This is a genomic window from Bradyrhizobium sp. CCBAU 11361 (assembly GCF_028128935.1).
Classification (GTDB): Bacteria; Pseudomonadota; Alphaproteobacteria; order Rhizobiales; family Xanthobacteraceae; genus Bradyrhizobium; species Bradyrhizobium niftali.
The window spans coordinates 66,054-92,560 of record NZ_LBJZ01000179.1 but is presented as its reverse complement, the minus strand read 5'-3'; the positions used below and the strand labels follow the sequence as shown (position 1 = coordinate 92,560).

The window sequence follows — 26,507 nt, the reverse complement described above, 5'->3', positions numbered from 1 at the left end:
TAGACCGAAAGTCATCATGGCGGCCTGCTCCAGTGGATGGAAGACGAGACAGGCATCGTTGAAGTGTTGGCAGAAGCCGTGCGAAGGGCCCGGAAGGCGCTTGGCCTGTCCCAAGAGGACTTGGCCCTAGAGGCGGGGCTAGATCGGACCTACGTGAGCCAAGTGGAGCGCGGCACCCGCAACTGCACCATCATCGTCCTGGCCCGCTTGGCGAAGGCCCTCAAGACCACCCCTGATCGGTTACTCGTCCCTCAGCGGAAGGGCCGGGTCTAGTCCCTAGCTCGTCCGGTGTTACGAGGGAGGTCACTTTCAACACTTGACCCATCTCGCACGGTAGCGCCGGAGCTTGATCGGCTCAGTCAACGGGCATCAGACGGCCAAGGGATAGCGCACCTGTTGCTGTCTTGCTGCTTTGCGCCCAGAGTGAACAGCGAGGAAGAGCCCCAAAAGGTCCGACGCCTACAGAAGCTTCGTGCTTGCTCATGACTATCTCGCTTCCCATCAGAAGGGAGCGGCTATTGGGCCTGCTTCATGGAGGCCAAAGGTGGGTGCTGGGTGCTGGCCTCATGGGAGGGGTGGTGGTCACTCACCCGAGCTTGAAGGTGACCCTTTAGCGCCGGTGAGCGGGTGACCCTTGGAGGCGGCACTAGGGTGATCATGGAGGTGGGGTGGCGTCACCCTCCTAACTTGAAGGCAGCCCTAAGAGGAACTCCAGAGAAGGACCTCTAAGTTCTAACCCTTTAAGTCCCCTCCTTTTAGCTTCCTCCATAAGCGGAGGCGTAAGGCCGATTTCCCGTCTAAGCGGCTGTTATTGCGGGTAAAATTCTATAGAAACAATCGCGCAGGAAGATCCCGTTCCCATGCTGAAAGCAGCCTGCATCTCGTCCGCCGCCGCGTAGGCTTTCGATTCTGAGACCAGCACCGCGTCATGGAGCGGCAGGGCGGTGACCCCAACGTTCGCGAGATGCGTGATGATCCCGATCAGCATGTCGCTTTCGATGCGCATCAACTGAAAGCCGAGCCCAGTGCCGAACAAACTAGCGATGGGTGCGTGATGCGAGACCAACATCTCAATGGCGTCACGGAGTTTCGTGCCCGAGGGGAAATGTTGAAGCGTGCCCTTCGGCCAATTCCGCAACGGCCCATCCGCGAACAACATGGCGTTCATCAGCCTTTTCCAGCCATCACGCCCGGAGCCGTCACCGGCCACATTATATATGTCGCCTTCCGGCTGCGGCTGTCCCGCCCGCACATACGCGAGGCGCGGGAAGAGTTGCCTGTAATCGACATCGGCAATTCGCTCGCCGTCAATCCGAATGCGCTCAAACCGCTCGGCCCGCTCCATACCCATCCAGAAACCGCCCGCGAGCCGGCCTCCGTGCTGCCAGTTGGCGTTATTGAAGATGCGCCGAAGAGAACGGCGATACGGCGCGATGACTTGGCCATCTTTTCCTAAGAAGAGGCCGGTGTTCTGCCCAGTCACCTCGATATCTGCATGGCGCAGAAACTCATTGATGCGCAGCATCTGCCTCGCAAGCTGGCGGGTCCTAGCCGTCTCCGGGAAGGCGATCGTGGCCGCTCGCCCGTCGTCATCCTTGCCTTCCTTCAAGATGATCAGAGCGCGGCCGCCGGTTTGCTTGACGCTTCGCCAATCGGGTGGTGCCAGCGGCAGATGCTGAGCGAGCGCCGCGCTTGGTCGAATGAGCGACGGCACGCGCATTCTATCGGACAGCCTATATCCCCTTTGCTCCTCTTCGATCAGGCCAAGCGATGCAAGCCCATCTATCGCGGATAAGAAGTGCTGGCCATATACCGGGTTGGCGCTGCCATCGCCCGGCCAAAGAAAACCGTGCGACCGGGGCACCGCGAGCTTGGGCCTGGAGTCGATAGCGCTGAGCAGTATCAAGTTGCAGGCCAGCGCTTCAACGGCGAGGCCGAACTTCTCTCTGTCCACTTCTTTCCGCGCTCGCTTCCTCGCGCCGCTATTGGTCTCATGGAGCAGCAGCGCATCGCGCAAAGATTGGATCGCTTGGGCAAGCTCGGTCGTCTTGGTTCGGAGCAGTGGATCGAACCACATTATATTGGATGATTGCGTCATGGGGATTTGAGGCACGTGTTGAAAGTGGCCTCCCCGAACCCTCGATATGCACGCACTGCTTCACTCCGACCAGATAGCTCGCTCGACTGATGCGGCTCGCGATTTCTTCCGGGCATGGATTAGCTCACCGCACGGGGCCGGCCGTGGCGCTGCCGATGGGCCAGGACGCCCGCGACATGCTTCTCGATGACCCATTCGCAGGGCTGCTCCAACATGCGCCCCATCTCACGCAGAACCCGCCCGGTTGACTTGGGAAAGGCGTGCATTTCGGTCCGCCGCTTTCTGCCCTGATGGTCCTCCACGACCCACACTCGATGCGTGCCCGAGGCCAGCCGGTGAACCGCCTTGCAAATCTGGACCGTCCGGAACTCCTTTGCGCGGGGCGCCGTGGCGTCTGCCTTGATCAGAGCGGAGACAGCGAGGACGATAGAGACGATGCGTTGCGGGAGCACGCCTTCAACGCGGAGCCGCGCCAGTCCGATCTTGGCTCGCTTAGTGGCGGACATTCCTTTGAGGCGCGTCGCAATCTCCACTGGGCCGGCGTCCTCTAGCGTCCGCTCCATGTCCGCAATCGCGGCGGCAATAAACTTATCGTTGGCTGCCCGAAGGCCGACATACGCGGTTGCCGCCGTGATGTATGGCCGCAGCTCGGAAGCCTTGAAGCTCGGCCGCCAATAGGAGCCATGACGCTGCCGGTGCTCAACGTGGCGCCTACAGTGGTGAGGGGCGAGGCCTTCGCGGGCCGCTTTCATGGTCTGGCGCCCGCAGCCCGGAATCGCGCAAGTGGCCGCTGCTGCGAGCGGCCCCAATCGGATGCTCTCCTTCAGGACCCTTTTTCGCCTGATTCGATTGTCGGTAGTCATTGGTGATCAAAATCTGCTGAAGCCGGCGTCAAAGTCTATCCAGGCGTTACCTCAGGGAGGTCGATAGTCGGCTCGATGGGCCGCAAGGAGTAACGAAAGTCTCGATCCTCGTAGAAACGGTCTTCGAGCTTCCGATCGATAACATTCAGCTGCTTTTGCTCCTCTTCCGAGAGCGCCATCCTGATCTTGACGTTCGCCCCGATGACTCTCAACGCGACGTCTTGCCAACGATCTTTGTCTTCAACCATCGGACGGGACAAAATCCCGTGCTGCTCGGCAATCTTGCGAGTGGTCGCCATGGACAGCCGCTGCATGATGTATTCCGTGCGGAAGATTGCTTCCACCTGCACGTCGATCCCAGATTGTTCGATGGCAGCAAGTGCGCAGTCGAGTGCGATCATTTGAGCATTTGGCTTTTGATCGCCGAACCATCCGGCAGCGAAGATGTCATGGCCAAACCACTTGATGCAAATACCGAAGCACGCTCGCGAGCTTCTCTTGAAGATCGAAATGTATACTCGCACCTTCGGAGGTGAAGCAGATGTAAAACCGTTCTCAGACATTTCCTTTTTCCAAATAGGACGCCCCTATGGATGTAGGTATTTTGGCTGCGTTTGCGAGAGGAGCAATTCGCCCAATCTTAGATTTGCAATCTAGCGAGCCGTGCTTCGATCAGCGTGACTTGTGGAGCTGACCACGTGGCTCCCCCTCTTGCCGTTGGTATGCCTTGCGCCGTCAGTGCTCGTGCGATCTCGGTGGGTGAGGTGATCCCCCTCGCTCGAAGCTTCATGAGCAGAGGTGCGAGGTCTGCCGCTCGTCTGTCGGCAAGCCGCGACTGCTCGTCTCTCCCCCTTGCTTGGGCATTGGTGGATAGACTCCCTCCTCGATATCCCCCCAGTCGCTGCCCCCGTGCCTTAGCCGCTGCCAGTGCTGCCTTGGTGCGTGCGGAGATCAGGCCCGCCTCCAGCTCCGCCACCGCTGCCATCTGTTGCAGCATGAAGCGCCCGGTGGGTCCTTCGATGGCAGGGAGGTCAGCAAAGCGCACGTCCACCCCCGCTTCTAGTAGCCTCTCTAGGAAGCCCACCGAGCGGGTCAGCCGGTCCACCTTCGCGACTACAAGGGTTGCCCGGTGCAGACGTGCTGCCGTCAGTGCCTCATCCAAGGCAGGCCTATCGTTGCGACGTCCGCTCTCGACCTCCGTGAACTCAGCCAGAACGTTCGCGAGTCCGTCCCCTAGGTGGTTCGCAACGGCGGCTCTCTGCGCATCGAGGCCTAAACCTGATTGACCCTGCTTGCGGGTGGACACCCGATAGTAGGCAACAAATCGGCGTTTCACGGTCATTTCCCTCTCGATGGTGGCCCGCGAAAAACTTAGTCAACGAGCGTTGACACCATTTTTAGTCACGCGGAATTCGCACGCCAATGAGTACGCCATGAGTCAAATCGACTCAGTTCGCACATCACCACTGTTGCCGATCAGCTGCGCGATGGCTGGTAAGCGGAGATCGGAGACGTCAGGAGTTTCGAGTTCATCGTTAGGTCGAGTCGGTGAGGAGGTCATCAAGAGAACGATTGCCGGCACGGGGGAAGCCACGAAGCAGTCGCAACGAGGTCACGTCTCACATTTGTTACCCTTTCAGGGATTTCGGCGCGGGGTTATCGATGGCTAGGAGGCGAGACAATGTGGAGAACACGCGAGAAGCGGGACGTTCTGACCAACCGCGAGCACATCATTGCACTCGAACGTCTCGACAACGGCCTGGTCGGCAGCGGGGTGGATTCTCGCTGGCTTTGTTATGGCTCGGTCTCGGGCATGCGGATCAGCAAAGTCCTGCATCCAAGCCGTGCCTTTCGCATTCTCTGACAGCGCTCGCTTCCTGTAGCGCGGATGTTGCCCAGCCTCGGAGAGTCCGGATTCCCGGTTGGTATCCCTGAAACATCAGCATCGGGAGCGCTCCTTCAATGCCGAATCCGATCGGACCGTCTTCCGTTTCGGCTGCTAACACAAAGCAGGGATTTGATAATGCGGCGTCTGGCCGTTTGCACGGTTGCTAAGGGCACGCACACAAACGGAGTTTTAAATCGAAGGCTGATCGAAGGGGAAAAGAGGCTGGCCGAAAGGGCACGCATCAACGCAGGGTTCTTCAATGCCGAAGTGGAGTTTGTGGCTCAGGCTTTGATCGAATTTGGTATCGTCCTAACGGCTGACGGCCCGCCCATCTTCGAAAGTTCCTGTCCAAACTTGACCGTTGGGATCAGTGTAGCGTCCTTGTCCATTTCTCGAATCGTTCACGTACTGCCCTTCGAAACGAGAGCTGTCGCTATAGATTTCAACGAAGCGACCGTTACGCTTGTTATCGCTCCAGTCTCCTGTCGACTGATTGCCATTCCAATAGAATGTGCCTCTACCGCTAAATTTTCCCGCCTGAAAAGAACCAACATATTTGTTGCCATTAGCCAGGACTAGCGTACCGCTGCCCTCATAATTGCCGTTGGCAAAATAGCCGAAATAGATGCTCCGGTCGGCACCGACGAGCTTCCCTTGGCCACTTCTGACATTATTGACGTAGGGACCTTCGTAGCGAGAACCATCGCTATAGACTTCGACAAATTGTCCATTCCTCTGACCATCCAACCAATCGCCCGTGCTTTGACCACCGTCCCACGTTAGTGTTCCCTTCCCGGTTCGCCTACTTTGAATAAAAGAACCTGAGTATTTTGTTTTGCCATCAGGCCACGTTAGAGTGCCTAGTCCTTCATAGTTCCCATTGGCGAAAGATCCAACATAGACGTAGCCGTCCCGGGTTACATGCCTTCCCTGCCCGCTCTTCACGTTGTTAAAGTACGAACCTTCATAGCGAGAGCCGTCTGCATAGACTTCGGTAAACTGACCGTTTCGCTGACCGTCTACCCAATCGCCAGTACTCTGATTGCCGTCCCACGTCAGAGTGCCCTTTCCGGTTCGTTTTCCTTGGGCGAACGAACCAGAATATTTCGTTTTGCCATCAGGCCACGTCAGCGTCCCGTTCCCGTCGAAGTTTCCGTTCGCAAATGCTCCGACATAAACACTCCGGTCTGAGCCAATAAACTTACCTTGTCCGCTCACAACGTTGTTGACGTAAGAGCCTTCGTAACGCGAGCCGTTGGCATAGGTGTCAACAAATCGCCCATTCCTCTGACCGTCCAACCACTCGCCCGTACTTTGACCGCCGTCCCAGGTTAGCGTTCCGCTTCCTGTCCGCATGCCTCGACTGAAGGACCCTGAGTATTTTGTTTTGCCATCAGGCCACGTCAGCGTGCCGGCCCCATCATATTTTCCGTCGGTAAAAGACCCGACATAGACGCTCCTGTCGGAGCTGACATGCCTGCCCTGCCCGACGATGACGCCGTTTACAAAGGGGCCCTCATAGCGAGACCCATCTGCATAGATCTCTATGAACTGACCATTTTTTTGGCCGTCCCTCCATCCGCCAGTGCTTTGACCACCGGACCAATATAGTGAGCCATTCCCGTGTCTCTTATTCTTAGAATAGGATCCAACGTACCTAGTCCCATTTGGATAGGTGAATGTTCCGCTTCCCTCATAGGCTCCGTCTTTGAACGATCCGTCGTAGGTTTCTCCTAAAGCTGAGATGAATTTCCCTTGGCCATTTTTCTCATTGTTGACGTACATTCCTTGGAAGCGACCACCGTCGGAGTAAGTCTCAGTAAACTGACCGTTGCGTTGGCCATTCGCCCAGTTGCCAATATATTGGTTGCCCTTTTGCGTTAGTGTTCCGCTGCCGTGATATTTCCCACCCTTGAACGACCCAACGTATCGCCCCCCATCGGGCCATGTGTAGGTCCCATTTCCCTCATACGCTCCATTAACAAAAGCGCCCTCATAGACCTCCCCATTGGGCATGCTCAATTTGCCAGGTCCGGAGCGGACGCCGTTCACATACCGACCTTCGAAGTGGCTAGTATCGGGAAGATCTTCAACAATCAGTCCATTAGGGAGGCCATCTCTGAAAGTCCCCGTACGCTTGGATCCGTCATTGCCAGTTAGTGTACCTTCGCCGTTCGGCAAATCGTTTCGCACCTCGCCGTAGTAGGTAGCCCCGGCCATACGAAGTGTTGTGCGCGAGTCTGCTCGCTTATAATCGGCGGATCGAAAACATGTAGATGAAGTGCCCTCCTTGTACTCCCAGTGGAGCTCCTTCGGAGTTGTATTTTCAACCAATATAGATTTGTAGTAGCACTCAAACCCAGTTCCAGAAATTTTGATATTGGAGCCCGACCGGCCATCTGAGGCTGTTACGATGGCGTTTCCCATAGACAACGCCACTTCAAGCCTATCTGCATCAATCCGCTTGAAGGAAATATGTCGATCGAGCGTAACCCAAAGCCCTTCGAGCGGGAGGAGTGGATCTGACTGGCTCCACCCTTCAAAACAAAAACCCAAAATAGGCGCAGTGCACGCGAGCACTAGCATCAGTCGCAAAACTGACCGCATATTGCTTGGACTCGGACTGAGGAGTTTTCTAAATTGTAAGTAACCCTACGGGTCTTTCTTGAGATGCAACGATCGAGGACAGACCGGGGAGTTACCTGATTTCCATTCCCAAATCATGTCGCGGTTGTTCACGAAAGAGACGTAATAATTGCAATCAAATCCCGTACCAGAAACTTTGAAATTCGAACCGTTCGTACCGTCCGATACTGTGATAACGGATTGCCCGAAGGGCAAGTTGGCCTCTCTTGACCTCAAGCTGGCTCGTGTAAACGTTATGTGTTGCGAATTTTGCATGTCGACGCTTAGCCAAGTGCCAGAGAACAGCTCCAATGGGTCGCTCTGTCCCTTGGCTTGACCTGCGGTCGCAACACACAACGCCACCGCAATACTGCTGAACTTCCACTTCAAGCTCATCTTTCATCCCCTTGCCTATCACCAATAACAAGACTAACCTTACCAAAGGTTGCACCTATTGAAAATAACCATTTCGGAAGCGGGGGTTTGCAGGGATGCGAAGAATCTTCCATTTCGTTTTTGCGGCAATTGGACTTCAAGCGTTAATCGTTGTTTCTGCTTCCAGGCTTGCTGAAGCGCAGACATCTCAACCGAATGATCCGCTGCTCGGTACTTGGCAACAAGATGCGAGTGGAAACCAGATGGAATTCAAACCTGGACGCAACGTCGTTCTTTCATTTACAGGGCCCGGGATCAACGCGGTCAGTGGCTCGGGAACATACGAGACCTTGGTGTGCAGCGCCGCAGGCGCTAATCTTTGTATCGAGGCCCCACAATTCAAATGTAGCTTCCGTTATTCCATAAATGGTTCGAAAATGAACCTGCAGGTTCGAGCAGGCAACCAATTGTGTGACATAGCGAAGGGTGATTATCAAAAACAACCCTAGCGCGATGCTGTGTTGTTGGTCGGGAATGATTCCAACGTTGCTAACAACACCATGATTTCTCAGGCGCCTGCCGTTCGAGGGGACGCTGCGGCACTAGACGAACGCATCTAGCGAATGTCGGCCGTTTGTCGTCGGGCCGTGGCTAATTTGAGAAGGCCAGCCAGGTCAACGGCCTGAGAGATCTTAAAACATAAACGCTGGTTTATGCTTTAAGGCCTACCCGAATTTTGCCCGGCTCCCTCGCATCAACAGTGTAGCTTGTCGTTGCGCGGTGGCACGGGGAGACAGGGGGCCGCCGACACGAGGTGACGTCTCGAATCTGTGAGCCCTTCACAATTCATTCCGGAGGACGCCATGCTCTGGTGTTGTTTTCGCACGGGAGGTGAGCAGACTGCTGTAGGATCAGGCGTTACTCAGAGCCTTTTTCAACTTGCGTCACCCTGTAGTTGAACGCGCCCCTCGGCGTGGAATAAGTACAAATCACGGGCGCGACGAAACAACGACAATACTACCTTTGCATATACGAGCTCGTTTTGATCGCAGAGCTCAAACACTTCTTCTGTGTCAGCGATGTTTAGCGCTTTCGCTAATTTGTCGGACTGACTCTTCAACGCCTCGGCAAGCCTCTTGCCTAATCGAACGCTTCGCTCGGCCCCTAGTAGGTTCTGCCCCTTAAGATTAGCGCGAATGGATTTGTAGATTTCTCTAGTCTCAAAAAATGAGTCGTCGAACTTGTCAAATAGCTGTTTGATGTCGACAAATACTTCCTTCTTCCCCTCAAGTTCGATTGTGCCGGGGGAGGCGTAACTAATTCTCTTCACGTCAAGAGGATTATACAGTCCAACTCGGTCGAAGATGTTGTCGTAAAATCCAACGTAGCTACCACCGCCCTGCCAAAAGTAACTGGAGATCGTGTTCTTCACGTACCCAAGGTCAACTTGCTTGATCTCACCGTCTCGGATCTGACCCACCACAAAAAGAAAGGCATAGATGTCCGCTATCTTGCTGTAGAAGCGCGAGAAGTCAGAAGCCTCCCACTTGCCGTCAATAGCGAAGGTCTGGCGAGCTTGATCAACCGTCGTCGAGATGGGGTGGGAGTGATCTCTGGCGAAGAAGCCTGGCTCGGGATAATTGCTGTCGTTCGCTATCTCCTCGTCTGACGCAGCAATCAGGGCGACCCGACCATCCTCAACTTCTTGCCAATCAAAGAAGTAATAGCGGCCGTAATCGGCAAACTTAAACACGTAGTTTAGGTCGATTCGGTCAGCCAAATATTTTCGCAGTGTCGCCGGCTTTATCTCGCAAGCGAAGAAGGCGTATGTCAGGTCTTCCCGTTCAGTTGCAACGGCGAGCATGTCGAAGCCTCGGCTCGACTTAAGCGAGACGACTTGAGGTCCGTCGTAGTAGACCAGGGTTTGCACGAGCTGCGCAGACCGTGCCCCCCGGCTCTTCGCTCGCTTAGCGGTCGTGGCCATAGCCTATGCCAACTTTTCTATGGATTGTATCGCGCTGAGCGGATTGAACGCTTTGAAAAGCCAGAGATCGATGTGGTTCGAGTGCTGGCTTACCTTCGCTCGTCCGGCTGTTGGGCCGAGGTTTAGAAATGCGACGTGCTTGCGGGACCGAATTCTAGGGAGCTTTCTCAACTGCTGAGCGCGGTTCACCTTTTCATCGACTTTGAACACCGAGCATGAGGCATGGCAGCATTCGTCAGTGTCGCCCCGCCGCTCCAGTCCTAACGATGCCTGCGACAAAAAATCATCCATGGTCGGCTTCGCGCTTCTTACCAACCGTAGAACAACCAATGACGGCATTTTCGGCGTATTGTGGGGCGGGCAATTGTGAGGCAATTCTTCGAAAAACTCGCCTGGCATGCGTAAGGTAGCCCCCCGATATCTCTTATGCACGCCCTCGTAGAAACCGAAGCGTGTTGCCCGCTTTTAATGATGATTGGTCCGACGAGCAACGGTTCTAATGACTTGCGGTGAATAGGCCGCAACGTCACTGTGTAACAACGGTAGCAGTCGTAAAAAAAATAACTTATAAATCAATGTCTAACGCGGGCTTTATCGCAATCCTTTCCTGGGCACCATTTTGCGGGATTCGGCCCCAAAATGGGATCGCTCCCGATCTGCTTCGCCGTCGCGAAGATCGTTAGCGGGACCGATCCGCAGGCCCGCCCTCAGACCACCCTCTTCCCCGCCCGCTCCGCTACCGCCTTCTGCACGAAATACATCGCGACCAGCGACACGATCGCCGAGCCGACGACGACGTAGCCGATCCGGTCGAAATGGATCAGCGATCCGTCGGGCGCTTGCGCGATGATCACGCCGGCGAGCGCCGACCCGAGCCCGCCGGAGAGCTGCTGGAGCGAGGCGCTGATCGCGCTGAACGAGCCGCGCTGGCTGGGGTCGGGGATCGCCGACATCAGCGCCTGCGAGGGGATCATGCGCGAGAAGATGCCGACGAACATCAGGACGTTGACGAGGATCGCAGTCGCGAGCGAGACGTGGCCGAGATGGGTGTAGATCAGCACCATGATGACAGACACCACGCTGCCGAAGACAAACGTCGGGTATTTGCCGAACGCGTCGCTCGCCCGGCCGACCAGCGGCCCCGTGACGATGCTGAACAGGCCGGAGACGAGATAGATCGTCGGCAAATGCAGCATGTCGATGCCGAGATTGTTCACGGTGTAGGCGCTGGAGAACGGCATCAGCATGTACCCGCCCGTCGCCAGCAATGTCGTCACCGCGAAGGCCAGCGTGTAGCGCGGTTGTCCGACGGTCGCGATCAGATGGTGGAATGGGTTCTTGTCCTGCTTCAGCCGCAGATGCGCGTCGACCGGCTCCATGGCGAAGGCGATGATGGCGATCGCTGCGATCGACAGGCCGACGATCGCAGCGAAGCAGACGTGCCAGCTCCAGTGATTGGCGAGAAACAGCCCGGCCGGAATGCCGAGCACCTGGCTCGCGGCGAACGCCGTCTGGACGAATCCCATCACGCGGCCGCGCAAATGCAACGGAAACAGGTCGGTGATGATGGCCAGCACGACCGAGCCGATCACGCCGCCGAACAATCCGGTCACGATCCTGCCGAGCAGCAGCACGTGGTAAGTCTGCGCCATTGCGCAGAGCAGGGTCCCGAGCGTGAAGCCGACATAGAAGAACAGCAAGATGCGCTTGCGATCGAAGCGATCCGCAAAGCCGGCGGCCAGGATGCCCGACAGTCCCGCGCTGAACGCGTAGGCCGACACCGCGACGCCGAATTGGGTGGCCGTGATGTCGAGCGCGGGCATCAGGATGGCGCCGAGCGGCGACATGATGATGAAGTCGAGGATGATCGTGAACTGCGTGAACGCAAGCAGCGCGATGAGGAGGGACTGGTAGCGCGAAAAGCCGCGCGGGCGGTCCTGTTGATCGTCGATAGGCGCAGCGAGCGTCTGTTCGGTCATGACATCCTATTGGTGGCGAGCGGGCAAGGGCGCGGGGGACCGGCCACAGATGGGGTGGGCCGGGACGATTTTCACGGGGCGCATGACGCAAGTTCTGCCGGACCGTGAAGCTCGCGCCGGGTTGTGGGATCCATGCAACAGCCCGGGGAGCTAGAAACCGTCCATTTCCGTTCGCAACCTCGATCGGGTCCACGCACCTGCCGCGAGACGCACGGCGGCGATCCGCCCGGGCCTGTATGGGCATGACCGCGGTTGCGCGGACGGCCCGCAATGGCTACATCGCGGGCCATCCGAATTAGCCTATTGTGTCGACAGACCGATTCGACCCGAGGTTTTGAAACGCCATGACCGTACGCCTGCACCGCGGCGACCTGCCCGACCTGTCCCGCTACACCGGAGCGGTGGCGATCGACACCGAGACCATGGGGCTGAACCCGCACCGCGACCGGCTCTGCGTGGTGCAGCTCTCGCCCGGCGACGGCAGCGCCGACGTCGTGCAGATCCCCAAGGGCCACACCGACGCGCCGAACCTGAAGGCGCTGCTGGCCAATCCCGCCATCACGAAGATCTTCCACTTCGCGCGGTTCGACGTCGCCGTGCTGTACCAGAGCTTCGGCGTCATGACCGGGCCGATCTACTGCACCAAGATCGCCTCCCGCCTGACCCGCACCTATACCGACCGCCACGGCCTCAAGGACCTCGTGCGCGAGGTGCTCAATGTCGACCTTTCCAAGCAGCAGCAATCCAGCGACTGGGGCTCCGACAGCCTGACCGAGCCGCAGCTCGCCTATGCCGCCTCCGACGTGCTGCACCTCCATGCCCTGCGCGAGCGGCTCGACGCCATGCTGGTGCGGGAGGGACGCACGGCGCTGGCCAAGGCCTGTTTCGACTTCCTGCCGACCCGCGCCTTGCTCGACCTCCAGGGCTGGCAGGAAGAGGACATTTTCGCGCATTCCTGACACCTCGACCGGCGGCTAGGTTGGGCCAATCGCCCCGTTTCGGACACTTTCGTATCGGCCTGTCCGAGGCTGCATATTCAGGCGGCGCCGGGTACAATGGCGCGCACTTGACCGGACAAGGCGAGCGACACCTCAGGAGCCCAGGTGAATTCGGCCCAGAATCCCACCTACGACGCCGCGCTCGCGGCGAAGTTTGCCAGCGCGGCGCGCCATAGCCGTCTGGTCCGGATTCTGCGCGTCGCGGTCCCGGGTGCGGTGCTGTTGTCCCTGGCCGCCATCGTCGGCGTCTCGGTCTTCAATCCATTTCGCATGCTGCTGCCGAAGCTGCCGCTCGATTCCGGAAACATGGTGGTGTCGGGCACCAAGATCACGATGGAATCGCCGCATATGTCAGGCTTCACGCCGGACCAGCGGCCCTACGAGCTCTGGGCCAAGACGGCAACGCAGGACATCACCGACCCCGACCATGTCGACCTTAGGGATCTGCGTGCGAAAGTGCTGATGGAGGACCAGTCGACCCTGTTCCTCGATGCCCGCACCGGCCGCTTCGACAACAAGCAGCAGCAGCTCGACCTGCACAAGGACATCTTCCTGCGCACCTCGACCGGCTATGAGGCGCGGCTGAACTCCGCCTTCGTCGACATGAACAAGGGTACGGTCTCGTCGGACGAGCGTGTCGACGTCAAGCTGACCAACGGCACGCTGACGGCGGATCGGCTGCGCATCACGGAAGGCGGCGATCTCATCCGCTTCGAGGGCAATGTGGTGATGCATCTGGACAAGCTGGATGACCCTGCCGTTGCTCAGCCTGCACCGGCCGAGCCGGCGCCGCCGGTGAAGACACGTTCGCCGCAGAACAAGTCCGCCAATTCAAAGTGATTTTCATGATCAGGTTTTTTTCGCGCAACGACAGCAAAAGGTGCGCCGTCATCGGTGCGGCCGCGTTGGCCGTCGGCGTCGCGCTGATTGCAACGGGCGCGGCCATCGCACAGAGCACGATGCAGGGCGTGCCGAACGCGATGCAGGGCTTCTCGCAGAACCGCGATCAGCCGATCCAGATCGAGGCCGCTTCGCTCGAGATGCGCGACAAGAAGAAGGAGGCCACCTTCGCCGGCAATGTGAAGGTCGTGCAGGGCGACACCACCATGACCTCGAAGACGCTGGTGGTGTTCTACGAATCCGGCGGAGACAAGCCGGCTTCGCCGCAGCCCGCGGCGGCCAAGGGCGCGAAGTCGGCGCCGATGCAGTCGGCGACGCCGGGCCCGGGCGGCAGCTCCTCGATCAAGCGGCTGGAGGCGCGCGGCAATGTCGTGGTCACCCAGAAGGACCAGGTGGTCACCGGCGACACCGCCGTGTTCGACACCAAGACCAACCTCATCACCATGCTCGGCGGCACGGGCCAGGTGGTCCTGACGCAGTGCAAGAACGTGCTGCGCGGCGACCGTCTGATGGTCGACATGACGACGGGCGTGTCGCGTGTGGAATCCGACAATGGCAGGGTGCAGGCCCTGCTGCCGCAGGGCGGCAGCAATGATTGTGGCCAGGGCGGGCAGGGCGGCAAGCCCGGCGCGGCGTCGCCCCTGCAATTGCCCGGCGCAACTAAACCGAAGCAAACTCAATAGCTTGTGTCGGACGCTCCCGATCCGAGGTTGAAGCTTGCCCGGCGAGACTGTATCTAGCGCGCAGGGCTTTCGAAGCGGGGTCCGCCGCTTATCGGGCGTGTTTCACTGGGCATGAGACATCCCTTCACTCATGTTGCGCCGGCGAATCGTAACGCCGGTGCGGCAGATCGCGCGTAGACCGCGCAAAAAACTGCGCGAGGCTAGAAGGCGGGGATGGTCGATCTTTTCAGCATGTTCCGTCGGCGCCCCGCCAAGCGCGGCCGGCCAGGATTTGCACGTGGGGACATCACCGCGCTCGGTGACAGCGTCGGCGGGCTGGTGGCGAGCCCGGTGCGCGATGCGCCGCCGATCGCCCGGGACCAGCCGCTGCATGCGCCCGACCAGTTCCAAGGTGATTATCAAGCCGACTTCCCGGCCGACTATCAAGCCGAGCCGCCGCGGGCCCAGGCGGTTCACCCGGTCAGGGCCGCCGGCCGGCCGAACGGCGCCGGCGGGCCGCAGCTTCTGAAGCGGCCGGGCTTCCTGGCTGTGCATAGCGTGGAAAAGGCCTTCGGCAGCCGCCAGGTGGTGCGCGGCGTCAGCATCTATGTGCGCCGGGGCGAGGCGGTCGGCCTGCTCGGCCCGAACGGCGCCGGCAAGACCACCGTGTTCTACATGATCACCGGCCTGATCAAGGCCGATCGCGGCGCGATCGAGCTCGACGGCCACGACGTCACCAAGCTGCCGATGTATCAGCGCGCGCGGCTCGGCATCGGCTATCTGCCGCAGGAAGCCTCGATCTTCCGCGGCCTCACCGTCGAGCAGAACATCCGCGCCGTGCTCGAAGTGGTCGAGCCCTCGCGCAAGAAGCGCGAGCAGCAGCTCGACTCGCTGCTCGACGAATTCAACATCACGCGCCTGCGCAAATCGCCGTCGATCGCGCTGTCCGGCGGCGAGCGGCGCCGCGTCGAGATCGCGCGCGCGCTGGCGACGCGTCCGAACTACATGCTGCTCGACGAGCCCTTCGCCGGCATCGATCCGATCGCGGTCGGCGACATCCAGGATCTCGTCCGCCATCTCACCAATCGCGGCATCGGTGTGCTCATCACCGACCACAATGTGCGCGAGACGCTGGGCCTCACCGATCGTGCCTATATCGTCTATGCCGGGGAAATCTTGACCGAGGGCAGCCCGGATGAGATCGTCGCCGATCCGGACGTTCGCCGGCTTTACCTTGGCGAGGAATTCCGCCTCTAGCCTTTTTTTGCGTTACGTCAAGACGTGTACATCGGGCTCGGACTAGGATAAGCAAAAATCGGACCAACTTTTTGGGATCGGTTCTTGCTTCATGGCGCTCACGCAGAGATTAGAGTTCCGGCAATCGCAGTCGCTGGTTATGACGCCGCAGCTGATGCAGGCGATCAAGCTGCTGCAATTGTCCAATCTCGATCTCACGACGTTCGTGGAAGAGGAACTCGAGCGTAATCCGCTGCTGGAACGGGCCAATGACGAGGCCCCCGGCGGGGAGGCCCCGGCCGAGGCCGGCCAGTTCAGCGATTCCGACGGCGGCCACAACGACGAGCCCGGCGGCGGTCCGGGCGAGGCCTTCGAGCCGGGCCAGGAAGAATGGATGAGCAAGGATCTCGGCACCCGCGCCGAGATCGAGCAGACCCTGGACACGGGCCTGGACAACGTCTTCTCCGAGGAGCCGGCCGAGGCCGCGGCGCGCAACGCCCAGGACGCGGCGCCGACCACCTACACGGAATGGGGCGGCGGCGCCTCCGGCGACGAGGACTACAATCTCGAGGCGTTCGTCGCCGCCGAAGTCACGCTCGGCGACCATCTCGCCGAACAGCTCTCGGTCGCATTCACCGCACCTGCGCAGCGCATGATCGGCCAGTACCTGATCGATCTCGTCGACGAGGCCGGCTATCTGCCGCCGGATCTCGGCCAGGCCGCCGAGCGGCTTGGCGCCTCGCAAGCCGACGTCGAGGACGTCCTGGCCGTGCTGCAAAAATTCGATCCGCCCGGCGTCTGCGCGCGCAATTTGAGCGAATGCCTGGCGATCCAGCTCCGCGAGCTCGACCGCTACGATCCCGCGATGCAGGCGCTGGTCGAGCATCTCGATCTCCTCGCCAAACGCGACATCGCCGGCTTGCGCAAGGTTTGCGGCGTCGACGACGAGGACATCGCCGACATGATCGGCGAGATCCGCCGTCTCAACCCCAAGCCCGGCATGAAGTTCGGCTCGGCGCGTTTGCAGACCATGGTGCCTGATGTCTATGTCCGCCCGGGTCCTGACGGCGGCTGGCATGTCGAGCTCAACAGCGACACCTTGCCACGCGTACTGGTCAACCAGACCTACTATTCCGAGCTGTCGAAGAAGATCGGCAAGGACGGCGACAAGTCCTATTTCACCGACGCGCTCCAGAACGCCACCTGGCTCGTGCGTGCGCTCGACCAGCGCGCCCGCACCATCCTGAAAGTTGCAACCGAGATCGTGCGCCAGCAGGACGGCTTCTTCACCCACGGCGTCGCGCATCTGCGGCCGCTGAATCTGAAGGCCGTCGCCGACGCCATCCAGATGCATGAATCCACGGTGTCGCGCGTCACCGCCAACAAATACATGGCGACCAATCGCGGTACGTTCGAGCTGAAATATTTCTTCACCGCCTCGATCGCCTCGGCCGACGGCGGTGAGGCGCATTCGGCCGAAGCCGTGCGCCACCACATCAAGCAGCTGATCGATTCGGAAGCGCCGGCCGCGATCCTGTCGGATGATACCATCGTGGAACGGTTACGCGCCTCGGGCATTGATATTGCCCGCCGCACGGTCGCGAAGTACCGCGAAGCCATGCGCATTCCATCCTCGGTGCAACGCCGCCGCGACAAGCAGAGCGCTCTTGGTAACGTCCTCTCTACCGCAATGTCCGATCGCTCGCGCAACCCTGAGCCGGCCTGATTGCGCTGGCGCCAAATCGCGCTACTCTCGCCCTCCCATCGAGACCGATCCATGCGTGCGCATGATCCGGACCCGGAGGGCCGCGCTGGCGCAAAATGTGCAGCGGTTTTCCGCATGGATCACGCGCAGACAAGAACCTAACCAAGTGAGGTTCACATGACTCTCCGCATTTCGGGAAAGAGCGTAAGTGTCGGCGACGCCCTGCGCGGCCGCGTTTCCGACCGGACCGAAGAGGTCCTGCGCAAATATTTCGACGGCAATTATTCCGGCCACATCACGCTGAGCAAGGATGGCTTCGGCTTCCGGACCGATTGCGCGTTGCATCTCGATTCGGGAATTACGCTGGAGGCCGATTCGAACGCAGCGGACGCCTATGCCAGCGCCGATCAGGCCCTCGTGATGATCGAGAAGCGGCTCAAGCGCTACAAGAGCCGGCTCAAGGATCGTTCGGCCCGCAAGGCCCATGTCGCCTCCGCCGCGCTCGCCGCCATGGATGCCACGAGCTACGTGCTGGAGGCGCCGGGCGAGGGTGAGGACGAGGATGAGGTGACCGGCTACAGCCCGGTGATCATCGCCGAGGCAACCACCTCCCTGAAGCAGCTTTCGGTTAGCGAAGCCGTCATGGAACTCGACCTCAGCGGGGCACCCTGCCTGGTATTCCAGCACGGCTCCAGCGGTCGGGTGAACATCATTTACCGCCGGGCCGACGGCAATGTGGGCTGGATCGACCCGCCCGGAGGCAAGGCAGATGGCAAAGTGGGCGGTTAGGGCCGGATTCGGGCCCCGTACGATCCGCAGGCCTTAACAATGACCGGGGCAAAGCCGCACGCAGGAGTTGGCACCGGGATTGCGTTGGAGTAGAAGCGCCCCACATCAGGACCGGGGCTAAGTCCCCCTCTTGCTTCACCTTCTTGACGCCGGCCCGGCGTGGTTCTCCCCAAGCTGGCCAATTCGGAACCTGACGGTTTAATTCACCTCGGAAACCCTCCATGCCGATTACCGATCTGGTCGCACCCGAGGCGATTCTCCCGGCATTGAAGGTCAACAGCAAGAAGCAGGCCTTGCAGGAACTCGCGGCCAAGGCTGCCGAGCTGACCGGGCAGAACGAGCGCGCCGTGTTCGAGGTGCTGCTGCAACGGGAAAAGCTCGGCACCACCGCGGTCGGCTACGGCGTCGCCATTCCCCACGGCAAGCTGCCCAAGCTGGAAAAGATCTTCGGCCTGTTCGCGCGCCTCGACCGCCCGATCGATTTCGAGTCGATGGACGGCCAGCCGGTCGATCTCGTCTTCCTGCTGCTCGCCCCCGAAGGCGCCGGCGCCGACCACCTCAAGGCGCTCGCCCGCATCGCCCGCCTGCTGCGCGACCAGGACATCGCCAAGAAGCTGCGCGCCTCGCGCGACGCCCAGGCGATCTATTCGGTGCTGGCGCTGCCGCCGGCGACCGCGGCGTAACTCCCCCCGTTCGAACCCGAGCCGCGCCGTCTTCGACTTATCCCGCAGCCGGGGCTTGCGATGTCGTCCCCGAGGATTCGCGTTCGATCGGGGGATTTTGAGACATGAGTTGCGGTTCGACAGGGCGTGTCTTCGGTCTGCTCTGTGCTCTCACCATCGCCGTGACGGCCATGGCCCGTGCCGACGATGCGTCGAACGATCGCATCATCGCGGAAACGACCGGGATCATCGCCACAGACCGGGGCAATGCGGCTGCTTACGAAAAGCGCGGCGAAGCCTACTTCAACAAGCGCGACAGGGATCATGCCTTCGAGGATTGCAGCGCGGCGATACGGATCGATCCGAATTTCGCGCGGGCTTATCAGTGCCGGGGGCTCACCTATTCCGTCCAAGGCGACCGGGATCTCGCCCTGGCGGATTTCAATGAGGCCATTCGCCTCGACCCAAATTACGGGCCGCCTTATACCTCTCGCGGCATCGAGCATTTCAACAAGCGCGACTACGATCTGGCGATCACGCATCTCACCGAGGCCATCGAGCGCAATCCCGCGCAAGCCTATCTGGCCCTCGTGATCCGTGGACAGTCGTACGGGGCGAAGGACGATTACGACCATGCCGTCGCCGACTACGAGGAGGCGATGCGCCGCAATCCGGCCGCCGCATGGCCCTACGAGCTGCGTGGCCTCGTCCATCTCGACAAGGACGAGACAGACCAGGCGCTCGACGACTGCAGCAACGCGGTCCGTCTCGAGCCCAATGCCGCCGGCGGTCACTATTGTCGGGCTATCGCCCTCCTGAGGAAGGACGACATGGACGGCGGCATCCACGAGCTGGATGAAGTGATACGGATCAAACCCGCTTACGCGAAGGCATACAGCGCCCGCGCCCCCGCGTGGCTCAAGAAGGGTGATCTTCGCCGAGCCATTGCCGATTTCGACGAAGTGATCCGGTTGCAGCCGGAAAATGCGAAGACCTATAGCTATCGCGCCGGCGCGCTCCGCGAAATCGGAGAGCACATGCGTGCGCTCGCCGACTACAACGAGGCGCTTCGGCTCGATCCCAAAAACCAGGAGATCTTGGCCAATCGTGGCCTGCTCTACATGATGATGTCCGACGCCAAACACGCGCGGGCGGATTTCAACAGCGTGCTCGCGCTGCCACTGAGCGACAAATGGGCCTACGACACGGCCCGCGAAGGGCTCGGCTTTCTGAAGTGACGCGTGGGCAGAACGCGCTGGACCCTTCCACTCCGTCGTTTCGAGCGCGTGTCTCTCGACACCCTCATTGCGAGGAGCTCGCGACAAAATTGCGAAGCAATTTTGCGCTGATGCGACGAAGAAATCCAGACTGCCTCCGCAGAAGCAGTCTGGATTGCTTCGCTGCGCTCGCAATGACGGTGCGGAAACATCATCGCTCAAAATGAAAACAGGCACGTCCTCAGAACGAATCTGCTTCGCAAAAGCGATATGACCTTCGCCGGCGCGGCTGGAGCGCTTCAGCAGACCGTCGGCAGCAGGCGCCGGACTTCGTCGAGCAGTTCGGGAACAGCCGTCTTGTCACCCGCGAGGTGCTTGAGCAGCGCACTCTGGAACAGACCGTCGAACAGCGCATAGAGCGCGGCCGGCGACGACGCCGGCCGCTTGCCGCCGAACTCGGCATAGCGGGAGGCGATGCGCCAGATCATCGCTTCCAGGCTCTTGTCGATCTCGAGCACGTCCTTGCGAAACGCCGCCTCGAACATCGCCTGCGAGCGCAGGTCGTACCAAAGACGGTGCATGCGGGCTTCGTTCTGCAGCGTTGCTGCGAGCTTGGCGAGGAACCCCTCCGTCAGTTCGTCGCGGCTCGTTGCTGTCGCGACGACCTCGTCATATCGCGTCACGCACTTCGCCTTGTAGTGGCGGACGCAGCAGCAGATCAGGTCGAGCTTGTCGCTGAAATAATAGTGGAACACGCCGTGCGTGAATGCCGAGTTCTGCGCGATTTCGCGCAGGCTGGTGCGTGCGAAGCCTAGCTCTCCAAGCGTTTCGAGCGCGGCCTCGGCAAGCTCGACGCGCCGCGCGTTGAACTTCTCGTCGCGCAGCACCTCGGCCGCATCTGCCACACGCCGGGCCGCTCCCGTCACCTGCCGCGCCATCTCGTCCCTTCCTCAGTCCCGTTCTTTCAAGGACTTCTACCGCGTCGACCGCGGAATGCTCCATCCCCTCACAACCACTTCCTTTGACAACTGTCAAATTCGTTCTTGACAAGTGTCAAGATTCTGGCGGAGGTTCGCACCAAGAATTTGGACAGTCGTCAAGACGTCCGACCATGGAGGAACGCTTCGCTGGACGCCGCCGAAAGGCCTGCGCCCATCGACCTGGCGCGCGCCTGATGGCGCAGCACGAATCGATCACCAGCAACGGAGGAGTGCGTCATGAGTGGGAAGAACCTTGCAGGCAGGAAAGCCCTGGTCACCGGCGGTGCTAGAGGAATCGGCGCGGCCATCGCGCAAGCGCTGGCGCGAGCCGGCGCCTCGATCATGATCGCCGACATCCTGGAAGAGACCGGCCGCGCCAGCGCAGCCGCTATCGCGAAGGAAGACGTCGCCACGGGCTTCGTCCAGCTCGACGTCACCGATGACGCTCAATGGGAGCGGGCGGTTGCTGCGACGGTCTCAACCCTCGGCGGCTACGACATTCTGATCAACAATGCCGGCATCGAGATCACGTCGCTGATCTCCGAGGTCAAGGCCGAGGACGCGCGGCGGATGTGCGACGTCAATATCGTTGGCACCGTGCTCGGCATGAAGCACGCCTTCCGCGCCATGCGCCCGGGCGGGCCCGCAGGCAAGGGCGGCGCCGTCGTCAACATCGCCTCGGTTGCGGCAACGATCGCCTTCCCGAGCATCGCGGTCTATTCGGGCACCAAATCCGCGGTCGACCGCATGACGCGGGTCGGAGCGATGGAAGCCGGCAAGCTCGGTTTCGGCGTGCGCGTCAACTGCATCTATCCGGGCCTGATCCCGACCGACATGGGCATGCAGCTCGCCAACGACATCGTCAAGGTCGGGCTCGCGGCTGACGTCAACGCCGCAGTCGGCTCGGTGGTGGAGCAAACCCCTCTCGGCCGTCTCGCCGAGGTCACGGACATCGGCGATGCTGCTGTGTTCCTGTGCTCGAACGAGGCGCGCTTCATCACCGGCATCGGACTGCCGGTCGATGGCGGCATGGGCATGTAACAACAAGGCCGACAACAAGCATTTCGGAGGAACGCAATGAGCAAGAAGAAGCCCGTCATCGTCTATGGCGCGTCCGGCTATACCGGCCGGCTGGTCTGCGAATACTTACGCGAATACAACATCCCCTTCATCGCCGCGGGCCGCAGCAACGAGAAGCTCAACGCCGCGATGAAGTCGAATGTGGCGGGCATCGAGACCGCCGACTACGAGGTGGTCAAGGTGCCGCACACCGTGGCTGCGCTGACAGAATTGTTCAACGGCGCCTCGGTGGTGCTCAACACCGTGGGCCCCTTCGCCAAATTCGGCGGCGAAGTGGTGCAGGCTTGCCTCGCTTCCAAGTGTCATTACACCGACACCACCGGCGAGCAGGACTGGCTGATGACGCTCGAGCAAGAGTGGGGCACGAAGTTCGCCAATGCCGGCCTGCTGCTGGCGCCGGGCATCGCGCAGATGTACACGACCGGCGAGATCGCAGCTCAGCTCTGCCTGGAGACGCCCGGCCTCGACACGCTTGATATCGCCGTGTTCTGGGGTGGCAGCCCGACCATCGCATCGACGCAGACCATCCTGGTCAACGCCGCGATGGCCAAGGCCTACTACCTCGAGCAGAACAAGTACGTCGAGCATCAGCCCGATGCCGGCCTCTACAACCTCGCCATCCCCGGCCAGCACGAGCTGGCGCTGGCGCTGCCCTGGGGCGGCACCTCGCACCCGGTGTGGTTCAAGCGCGATCCGCGCGTGGCCAACGTGAAGGTGCTGGGCGGCGTGTTCAACCGCGCGCTGATGCTGGGCGTGCCGCAGATTGTCGCCGCCGCGCTGCAGGCGACCAAGGATATGAACCCCGACGACCGCTACGCCGCATTGGCGCAGACCGCCGCCGGTGTGATGAACACCATGCCGCCGCGCGAGAACCCGCGTGTCAACAAGTCGCTGGATTCGGTGCATGCCTCCGGCCCGTTGGGGCGCGCGCACTGCATCATCTACGGCAACAGCAACTACAAGCAGACCGGCTTGCTGCAGGCCTATGCCGCGGCGCACCTGCTGCAGCAGCCGCCCAAGCGCGTGGGCTTCGCCTCCGGCTGCCAGGCGTTCGGCCATCACGAGCTGCTCGGACAATTGCGCAGCTTCGGGCTCGTCAGCAAGCCTGTTCTGACCGTGCACGATTAGGTCAATCGCGGGTGGCGCGGTCCCCCGCGTCACCCGCTGCCGCTTCGGGAGCGAACATGCGCTTCATCGACTATCTCGACAAAGGTGCCTCGCTCGGCGCCGACGCGCCGTGCCTCACCATGGATGGACGCGACCTCAGCTATGGCGAGGTGCAACGGCTGAGCTACCGGTTTGCGCGCGGGCTCGCGCGATCGGGAATTGCTGCCGGTGAGAAGGTCGCAATCCTCTCCGGCAACGATCCGGTCGCGTTTGCCTGCGTGTTCGGCATTTCCCGCGCCGGTGCGGTCTGGTGCCCGATCAATCCGCGCAACGAGGCGGCCGAAAACCGGATCATCCTCGACCAATTCGACTGTAGCCTGCTGCTGTTTCATTCGAGCTTCGCGCCGATGGTCGAGGCGGTGCGGGCAGAGCTGCCGAAGCTGCGCACGCTCGTCTGCCTGGATGCCGAGTTACCCTTCGCGCCCTCGTTCGACAGCTGGCTCGCCGGCCTCGCCGACGACCACTATCAACGCGCGACGATCGACGATCTCGCGATGATTCCCGGTACCGGCGGCACCACCGGCAAGCCGAAGGGGGTCATGCTGTCGGGCCGCAACATTGAGGCCATGACGGCGCTGACGCTGATGGGCTATCCCTTCAAGGGCCGCCCGGTCTATCTCGCGCTCGCGCCGCTGACCCACGCGGCCGGCGTGCTGTGTTTCCCGATCATGGCGCTCGGCGGCCGCATCGTGATCATGCATCACCCCGACATCGCGGAATTCCTCGATCTGATCGAGGGCTACCGCGTCACGCACACCTTCCTGCCGCCGACCGTGATCTACATGCTGCTCGATCATCCGAAGCTCGACTCCGCGAAGCTCTCCTCGCTGCAATGCTTCTGGTACGGCGCGGCGCCGATCTCGGCCGCGCGGCTTGCGGAGGCGCTGCGGCGTATCGGGCCGATGGCGCAGCTGTTCGGTCAGACCGAAGCGCCGATGATGATCTCGATGATGGCACCGGGCGAGCATTACAATGCCGACGGCACGATCGCGATTGAGCGTCTCGCCTCGGCCGGGCGGATCAGCCCGCTGGTGCAGGCCGGCATCATGGATGGTGACGGCAATTTGCTGCCAACTGGCGCACGCGGCGAGATCGTGGTCCGCGGCTCGCTGGTGATGGAGGGCTATTACAAAAATCCCGAGGCCACGGCGGAGGCCTCCGCGCATGGCTGGCACCACACCGGCGACATCGGCTACCTCGACGACGACGGCTACCTCTACATCGTCGATCGCGCCAAGGACATGATCATCACCGGCGGGTTCAACGTCTACTCGATCGAGGTCGAGAACGCGCTGCGGGCGCATGAGGCGGTGCAGGATTGCGCCGTGATTGGCCTTCCGGACGAGAAATGGGGCGAGCGGATCGTTGCCGTGGTGCAGCCCCGCACCGGCCAGAGCGTCGATGCGACGGCGTTGGCGGCCTTCGTCAAGCAGCGGATCGGCAGCGTCAAGACACCCAAGCAGATCGAAGTCTGGGACGATCTGCCGCGCTCCAAGGTCGGCAAGGTGCTGAAGCCGGACATCCGCGCGCGGCTGGCAAGCCGCTCAGGCGACTAAGCCTGTACTCATAGACATAACGTCCGCTTTCGAAGTGCCGACTCAACCCCGTCGACTTAACGCAGGCGTTAAATCTCTCCGCGGGGCTTCAAATCCTGGCCTGGGGACGCTATGCCTCGCTACGAGGGGCGGACCGGACGTGGGTCGCTAGTTCGGGAATGTTTGCAAATGAACCCGTAGCCGACACAGGGCAAGGTATCCCCCTTATTCGTCTCTAGGCTACTTAGAACACCGCCCACTTAAACCAATGGAAATGGGTATCCAGGGTGACAGCTAGGTTGCCTACGAGACGATGATGCCGACAATCGTGGCCACAGTTGGCAGATTGCCAATTTCGTAAGTTTTGGCCGTGCTTCCAGCCGTGGTTTTGACATGCAACAAGGTGGATTCGAGCATTCTGAGATCCTCTCCTGATGGTTGAATTAGTCGCTGGCACATCAGGGGTACTCGGGCGTGCCGTCTCGTTCAATATAGCGGCATTACCCTTGAGGTAGATATAATCTCAAGTTCTCGTGAAGGTTGCTTCATCACGCGCAGGCGTTCGGCGTGATCCTTTACAACCCCTCAGCTCTCAACCTACGCATTGAGCGTGGGGCCCCGGCAAATGTTTGACCAGTAGCGGACGGCGCAAGCGAGTGGCTTTGTGAGCGAGCCTGACTCGCTCGCATCACGCTGTGAAGCTTGAACGCTGCTAGCAGCCACTTCAATTCGTCGTGGTCTTGCCGCCGCGCATGGACACGAGCTTGTCCTCACCAAATCGGAGAATGAGCCAAGCGGTCTCATCGAAACCGTCTGCGAGCTTTCCCTCGTGAGAATACACGATCTGAGCAGCTTCCGACTTCGACGGCGGTCCCAACGCCGCGATCACCTCCTGACGCGACATACCTAAATGCAGCTTGCCGTCGAAGACGACGGGCGAGAACTTTTCCGGGATGATGGCGCAATCGGCCGAGGCCCCGGCGTCTTTCTCGGTGAGCTCTTCAACGATTTCCGTGACGAGATGGTCCGGGCCGCCCGTCTCTCCGCTGGACACGACCCATAATCGATGCTGCGCGCGCCGATAACACAGCCAATAGATGCTATCTCCAGCGTCGCCTTGGTGTTGGATGGTCCCTTCGCCCACGGCTTCGCGAACCGCGCCGAGCCGCGTCTCTTCGAAGCGGCCGGCGAATGCGCCTAGCGAAAAGCGGGTCGCCAATCTCTTCACGACTGTCGGCGGCACGCGCTCGAACGCATGTTCGTCGACTGGGGGCGGCGGTGTCTGCGCGGAGCAGTCGTCCGCGGGGATCGCAAAAAGGAGAAGCAGCAAGAAGAGCGTCTTTCGACCATCAACTGCGAATTGCCTTACATTGGAGATTGAGCGCTTCTGCAATAGCTCCTTTCCTTTAGCAAGGATGGCGTCAACATCGAGGTCTTTGACGCGGCCAGCCGCTCTGTCCGCCAGTCCTTTATATATTTCTCGCCTCATCAGGTCGCGCTCAGGCGTCGAGAGTGCGGGCGTCAGTTTCTGAGTGTCGGACACGTCAGCCTATCTCCTGCGATGAAGAAAGGCACAGCATATCATAGCTGACGTGTGGAGGAGCCTCCCTCACCCACCGCCTTCACTTGGCTTTGGCCGGGCCACGTGCTGCATATTCGAGCAACGCCGCGCTTGCGGCTGCAGCATTGAGCGGAAGCAGCGGCGATGATGCACTGCATCAGCTAAGGGCCATGTGTGGACGGCTGACTTCCGCTGTTGGCCCT

24 protein-coding genes are annotated in these 26,507 nt (G+C 60.5%); 14 read left to right on the top strand and 10 right to left on the bottom strand.

Going from position 1 to position 26,507, the window contains the following annotated elements:
- The first annotated feature begins 36 nt into the window (after nt 1–36).
- On the top strand, nt 37–273 hold the full coding sequence (locus XI08_RS22875) for a helix-turn-helix domain-containing protein (RefSeq protein WP_271576054.1): 237 nt from the start codon (nt 37–39) through the stop codon (nt 271–273).
- 535 nt (nt 274–808) lie between these two features.
- On the opposite strand, the gene XI08_RS22870 is transcribed toward XI08_RS22875, so the two are convergent.
- The 4 genes from XI08_RS22870 to XI08_RS22855 all read right to left on the bottom strand — a co-directional run bounded on the left by XI08_RS22870 (nt 809) and on the right by XI08_RS22855 (nt 4,303).
- On the bottom strand, nt 809–2,098 hold the full coding sequence (locus tag XI08_RS22870; protein WP_271576053.1) for a hypothetical protein: 1,290 nt from the start codon (nt 2,096–2,098) through the stop codon (nt 809–811).
- A 119-nt stretch (nt 2,099–2,217) separates the two neighbouring features.
- Complete coding sequence (locus XI08_RS22865) at nt 2,218–2,850, bottom strand: hypothetical protein (RefSeq protein WP_271576052.1); 633 nt, start codon at nt 2,848–2,850, stop codon at nt 2,218–2,220.
- 146 nt (nt 2,851–2,996) lie between these two features.
- Nucleotides 2,997–3,524: a hypothetical protein gene (locus XI08_RS22860; RefSeq protein WP_271576051.1), complete on the bottom strand. Its 528-nt coding sequence runs from the start codon at nt 3,522–3,524 to the stop codon at nt 2,997–2,999.
- A 77-nt stretch (nt 3,525–3,601) separates the two neighbouring features.
- Entirely contained in the window at nt 3,602–4,303 is a 702-nt protein-coding gene (locus XI08_RS22855) for a recombinase family protein (RefSeq protein ID WP_271576050.1), read from the bottom strand.
- A gap of 339 nt (nt 4,304–4,642) precedes the next feature.
- On the opposite strand from XI08_RS22855, the gene XI08_RS46415 reads away from it, so the two are divergent.
- Complete coding sequence (locus tag XI08_RS46415; RefSeq protein ID WP_442869854.1) at nt 4,643–4,825, top strand: hypothetical protein; 183 nt, start codon at nt 4,643–4,645, stop codon at nt 4,823–4,825.
- 333 nt (nt 4,826–5,158) lie between these two features.
- Here the strand turns inward: XI08_RS46415 and XI08_RS22845 are convergent, their stop codons facing one another.
- Nucleotides 5,159–7,276, bottom strand: a complete 2,118-nt coding sequence (locus XI08_RS22845) for a hypothetical protein (RefSeq protein WP_271576049.1) — start codon at nt 7,274–7,276, stop codon at nt 5,159–5,161.
- Nucleotides 7,277–7,965: 689 nt separating this feature from the next.
- Between XI08_RS22845 and XI08_RS22840 the strand changes: the two genes are divergently transcribed.
- The gene (locus XI08_RS22840; protein WP_271576048.1) at nt 7,966–8,358 is read left to right on the top strand and encodes a hypothetical protein; all 393 of its coding nucleotides are present in this window, start codon (nt 7,966–7,968) and stop codon (nt 8,356–8,358) included.
- Nucleotides 8,359–8,783: 425 nt separating this feature from the next.
- Here the strand turns inward: XI08_RS22840 and XI08_RS22835 are convergent, their stop codons facing one another.
- The 3 genes from XI08_RS22835 to XI08_RS22825 all read right to left on the bottom strand — a co-directional run bounded on the left by XI08_RS22835 (nt 8,784) and on the right by XI08_RS22825 (nt 11,812).
- Nucleotides 8,784–9,713 (bottom strand): hypothetical protein, encoded by a 930-nt coding sequence (locus XI08_RS22835; RefSeq protein WP_271576047.1) that lies wholly within the window; start codon nt 9,711–9,713, stop codon nt 8,784–8,786.
- A gap of 123 nt (nt 9,714–9,836) precedes the next feature.
- The gene (locus tag XI08_RS22830) at nt 9,837–10,124 is read right to left on the bottom strand and encodes a hypothetical protein (protein WP_271576046.1); all 288 of its coding nucleotides are present in this window, start codon (nt 10,122–10,124) and stop codon (nt 9,837–9,839) included.
- Between the two features lie 416 nt (nt 10,125–10,540).
- Nucleotides 10,541–11,812 carry an MFS transporter gene (locus XI08_RS22825; protein ID WP_271576045.1) on the bottom strand — a complete coding sequence of 424 codons (1,272 nt, stop codon included), beginning with the start codon at nt 11,810–11,812 and terminating at the stop codon, nt 10,541–10,543.
- Between the two features lie 344 nt (nt 11,813–12,156).
- On the opposite strand from XI08_RS22825, the gene XI08_RS22820 reads away from it, so the two are divergent.
- From XI08_RS22820 to XI08_RS22785, 8 genes are all read left to right on the top strand, one after another.
- On the top strand, nt 12,157–12,771 hold the full coding sequence (locus tag XI08_RS22820; protein WP_027543721.1) for a ribonuclease D: 615 nt from the start codon (nt 12,157–12,159) through the stop codon (nt 12,769–12,771).
- Nucleotides 12,772–12,915: 144 nt separating this feature from the next.
- Nucleotides 12,916–13,650, top strand: coding sequence for an LPS export ABC transporter periplasmic protein LptC (lptC, locus tag XI08_RS22815; protein WP_271576044.1), 735 nt, complete (start codon nt 12,916–12,918; stop codon nt 13,648–13,650).
- Between the two features lie 5 nt (nt 13,651–13,655).
- Complete coding sequence (locus XI08_RS22810) at nt 13,656–14,393, top strand: LptA/OstA family protein (protein ID WP_271576043.1); 738 nt, start codon at nt 13,656–13,658, stop codon at nt 14,391–14,393.
- A 213-nt stretch (nt 14,394–14,606) separates the two neighbouring features.
- On the top strand, nt 14,607–15,629 hold the full coding sequence (gene lptB / locus XI08_RS22805; protein WP_271576042.1) for an LPS export ABC transporter ATP-binding protein: 1,023 nt from the start codon (nt 14,607–14,609) through the stop codon (nt 15,627–15,629).
- Between the two features lie 91 nt (nt 15,630–15,720).
- Entirely contained in the window at nt 15,721–17,334 is a 1,614-nt protein-coding gene (gene rpoN / locus XI08_RS22800; RefSeq protein ID WP_027543717.1) for an RNA polymerase factor sigma-54, read from the top strand.
- 156 nt (nt 17,335–17,490) lie between these two features.
- Nucleotides 17,491–18,102, top strand: coding sequence for a ribosome hibernation-promoting factor, HPF/YfiA family (gene hpf, locus XI08_RS22795; protein ID WP_027543716.1), 612 nt, complete (start codon nt 17,491–17,493; stop codon nt 18,100–18,102).
- Between the two features lie 221 nt (nt 18,103–18,323).
- Complete coding sequence (gene ptsN / locus XI08_RS22790; RefSeq protein ID WP_011083550.1) at nt 18,324–18,785, top strand: PTS IIA-like nitrogen regulatory protein PtsN; 462 nt, start codon at nt 18,324–18,326, stop codon at nt 18,783–18,785.
- A 170-nt stretch (nt 18,786–18,955) separates the two neighbouring features.
- Nucleotides 18,956–20,002, top strand: coding sequence for a tetratricopeptide repeat protein (locus XI08_RS22785; protein ID WP_271576041.1), 1,047 nt, complete (start codon nt 18,956–18,958; stop codon nt 20,000–20,002).
- 278 nt (nt 20,003–20,280) lie between these two features.
- On the opposite strand, the gene XI08_RS22780 is transcribed toward XI08_RS22785, so the two are convergent.
- Complete coding sequence (locus tag XI08_RS22780) at nt 20,281–20,919, bottom strand: TetR/AcrR family transcriptional regulator (protein ID WP_271576040.1); 639 nt, start codon at nt 20,917–20,919, stop codon at nt 20,281–20,283.
- 279 nt (nt 20,920–21,198) lie between these two features.
- Here XI08_RS22780 and XI08_RS22775 point away from each other — a divergent pair, with 279 nt between their 5' ends.
- From XI08_RS22775 to XI08_RS22765, 3 genes are read left to right on the top strand one after another with little or no spacing between them, the layout of a single operon-like run.
- Nucleotides 21,199–22,002: an SDR family NAD(P)-dependent oxidoreductase gene (locus XI08_RS22775; protein WP_271576039.1), complete on the top strand. Its 804-nt coding sequence runs from the start codon at nt 21,199–21,201 to the stop codon at nt 22,000–22,002.
- A gap of 36 nt (nt 22,003–22,038) precedes the next feature.
- Nucleotides 22,039–23,169 (top strand): DUF5938 domain-containing protein, encoded by a 1,131-nt coding sequence (locus tag XI08_RS22770; RefSeq protein WP_271576038.1) that lies wholly within the window; start codon nt 22,039–22,041, stop codon nt 23,167–23,169.
- A gap of 56 nt (nt 23,170–23,225) precedes the next feature.
- Entirely contained in the window at nt 23,226–24,764 is a 1,539-nt protein-coding gene (locus XI08_RS22765; protein ID WP_271576037.1) for an acyl-CoA synthetase, read from the top strand.
- Between the two features lie 703 nt (nt 24,765–25,467).
- Here the strand turns inward: XI08_RS22765 and XI08_RS22760 are convergent.
- Complete coding sequence (locus tag XI08_RS22760; RefSeq protein WP_271576036.1) at nt 25,468–26,286, bottom strand: hypothetical protein; 819 nt, start codon at nt 26,284–26,286, stop codon at nt 25,468–25,470.
- Nucleotides 26,287–26,507 lie beyond the last annotated feature (221 nt).

Coding starts and splice junctions, on each gene's coding strand:
- XI08_RS22875 (WP_271576054.1), top strand. CDS start 37: ATGGAAGACGAGACAGGCATCGTTGAAGTGTTGGCAGAAGCCGTGCGA.
- XI08_RS22870 (WP_271576053.1), bottom strand. CDS start 2,098: ATGACGCAATCATCCAATATAATGTGGTTCGATCCACTGCTCCGAACC.
- XI08_RS22865 (WP_271576052.1), bottom strand. CDS start 2,850: ATGAAAGCGGCCCGCGAAGGCCTCGCCCCTCACCACTGTAGGCGCCAC.
- XI08_RS22860 (WP_271576051.1), bottom strand. CDS start 3,524: ATGTCTGAGAACGGTTTTACATCTGCTTCACCTCCGAAGGTGCGAGTA.
- XI08_RS22855 (WP_271576050.1), bottom strand. CDS start 4,303: ATGACCGTGAAACGCCGATTTGTTGCCTACTATCGGGTGTCCACCCGC.
- XI08_RS46415 (WP_442869854.1), top strand. CDS start 4,643: ATGTGGAGAACACGCGAGAAGCGGGACGTTCTGACCAACCGCGAGCAC.
- XI08_RS22845 (WP_271576049.1), bottom strand. CDS start 7,276: ATGGGAAACGCCATCGTAACAGCCTCAGATGGCCGGTCGGGCTCCAAT.
- XI08_RS22840 (WP_271576048.1), top strand. CDS start 7,966: ATGCGAAGAATCTTCCATTTCGTTTTTGCGGCAATTGGACTTCAAGCG.
- XI08_RS22835 (WP_271576047.1), bottom strand. CDS start 9,713: ATGCTCGCCGTTGCAACTGAACGGGAAGACCTGACATACGCCTTCTTC.
- XI08_RS22830 (WP_271576046.1), bottom strand. CDS start 10,124: ATGGATGATTTTTTGTCGCAGGCATCGTTAGGACTGGAGCGGCGGGGC.
- XI08_RS22825 (WP_271576045.1), bottom strand. CDS start 11,812: ATGACCGAACAGACGCTCGCTGCGCCTATCGACGATCAACAGGACCGC.
- XI08_RS22820 (WP_027543721.1), top strand. CDS start 12,157: ATGACCGTACGCCTGCACCGCGGCGACCTGCCCGACCTGTCCCGCTAC.
- XI08_RS22810 (WP_271576043.1), top strand. CDS start 13,656: ATGATCAGGTTTTTTTCGCGCAACGACAGCAAAAGGTGCGCCGTCATC.
- lptB (WP_271576042.1), top strand. CDS start 14,607: ATGGTCGATCTTTTCAGCATGTTCCGTCGGCGCCCCGCCAAGCGCGGC.
- rpoN (WP_027543717.1), top strand. CDS start 15,721: ATGGCGCTCACGCAGAGATTAGAGTTCCGGCAATCGCAGTCGCTGGTT.
- hpf (WP_027543716.1), top strand. CDS start 17,491: ATGACTCTCCGCATTTCGGGAAAGAGCGTAAGTGTCGGCGACGCCCTG.
- ptsN (WP_011083550.1), top strand. CDS start 18,324: ATGCCGATTACCGATCTGGTCGCACCCGAGGCGATTCTCCCGGCATTG.
- XI08_RS22785 (WP_271576041.1), top strand. CDS start 18,956: ATGGCCCGTGCCGACGATGCGTCGAACGATCGCATCATCGCGGAAACG.
- XI08_RS22780 (WP_271576040.1), bottom strand. CDS start 20,919: ATGGCGCGGCAGGTGACGGGAGCGGCCCGGCGTGTGGCAGATGCGGCC.
- XI08_RS22775 (WP_271576039.1), top strand. CDS start 21,199: ATGAGTGGGAAGAACCTTGCAGGCAGGAAAGCCCTGGTCACCGGCGGT.
- XI08_RS22770 (WP_271576038.1), top strand. CDS start 22,039: ATGAGCAAGAAGAAGCCCGTCATCGTCTATGGCGCGTCCGGCTATACC.
- XI08_RS22765 (WP_271576037.1), top strand. CDS start 23,226: ATGCGCTTCATCGACTATCTCGACAAAGGTGCCTCGCTCGGCGCCGAC.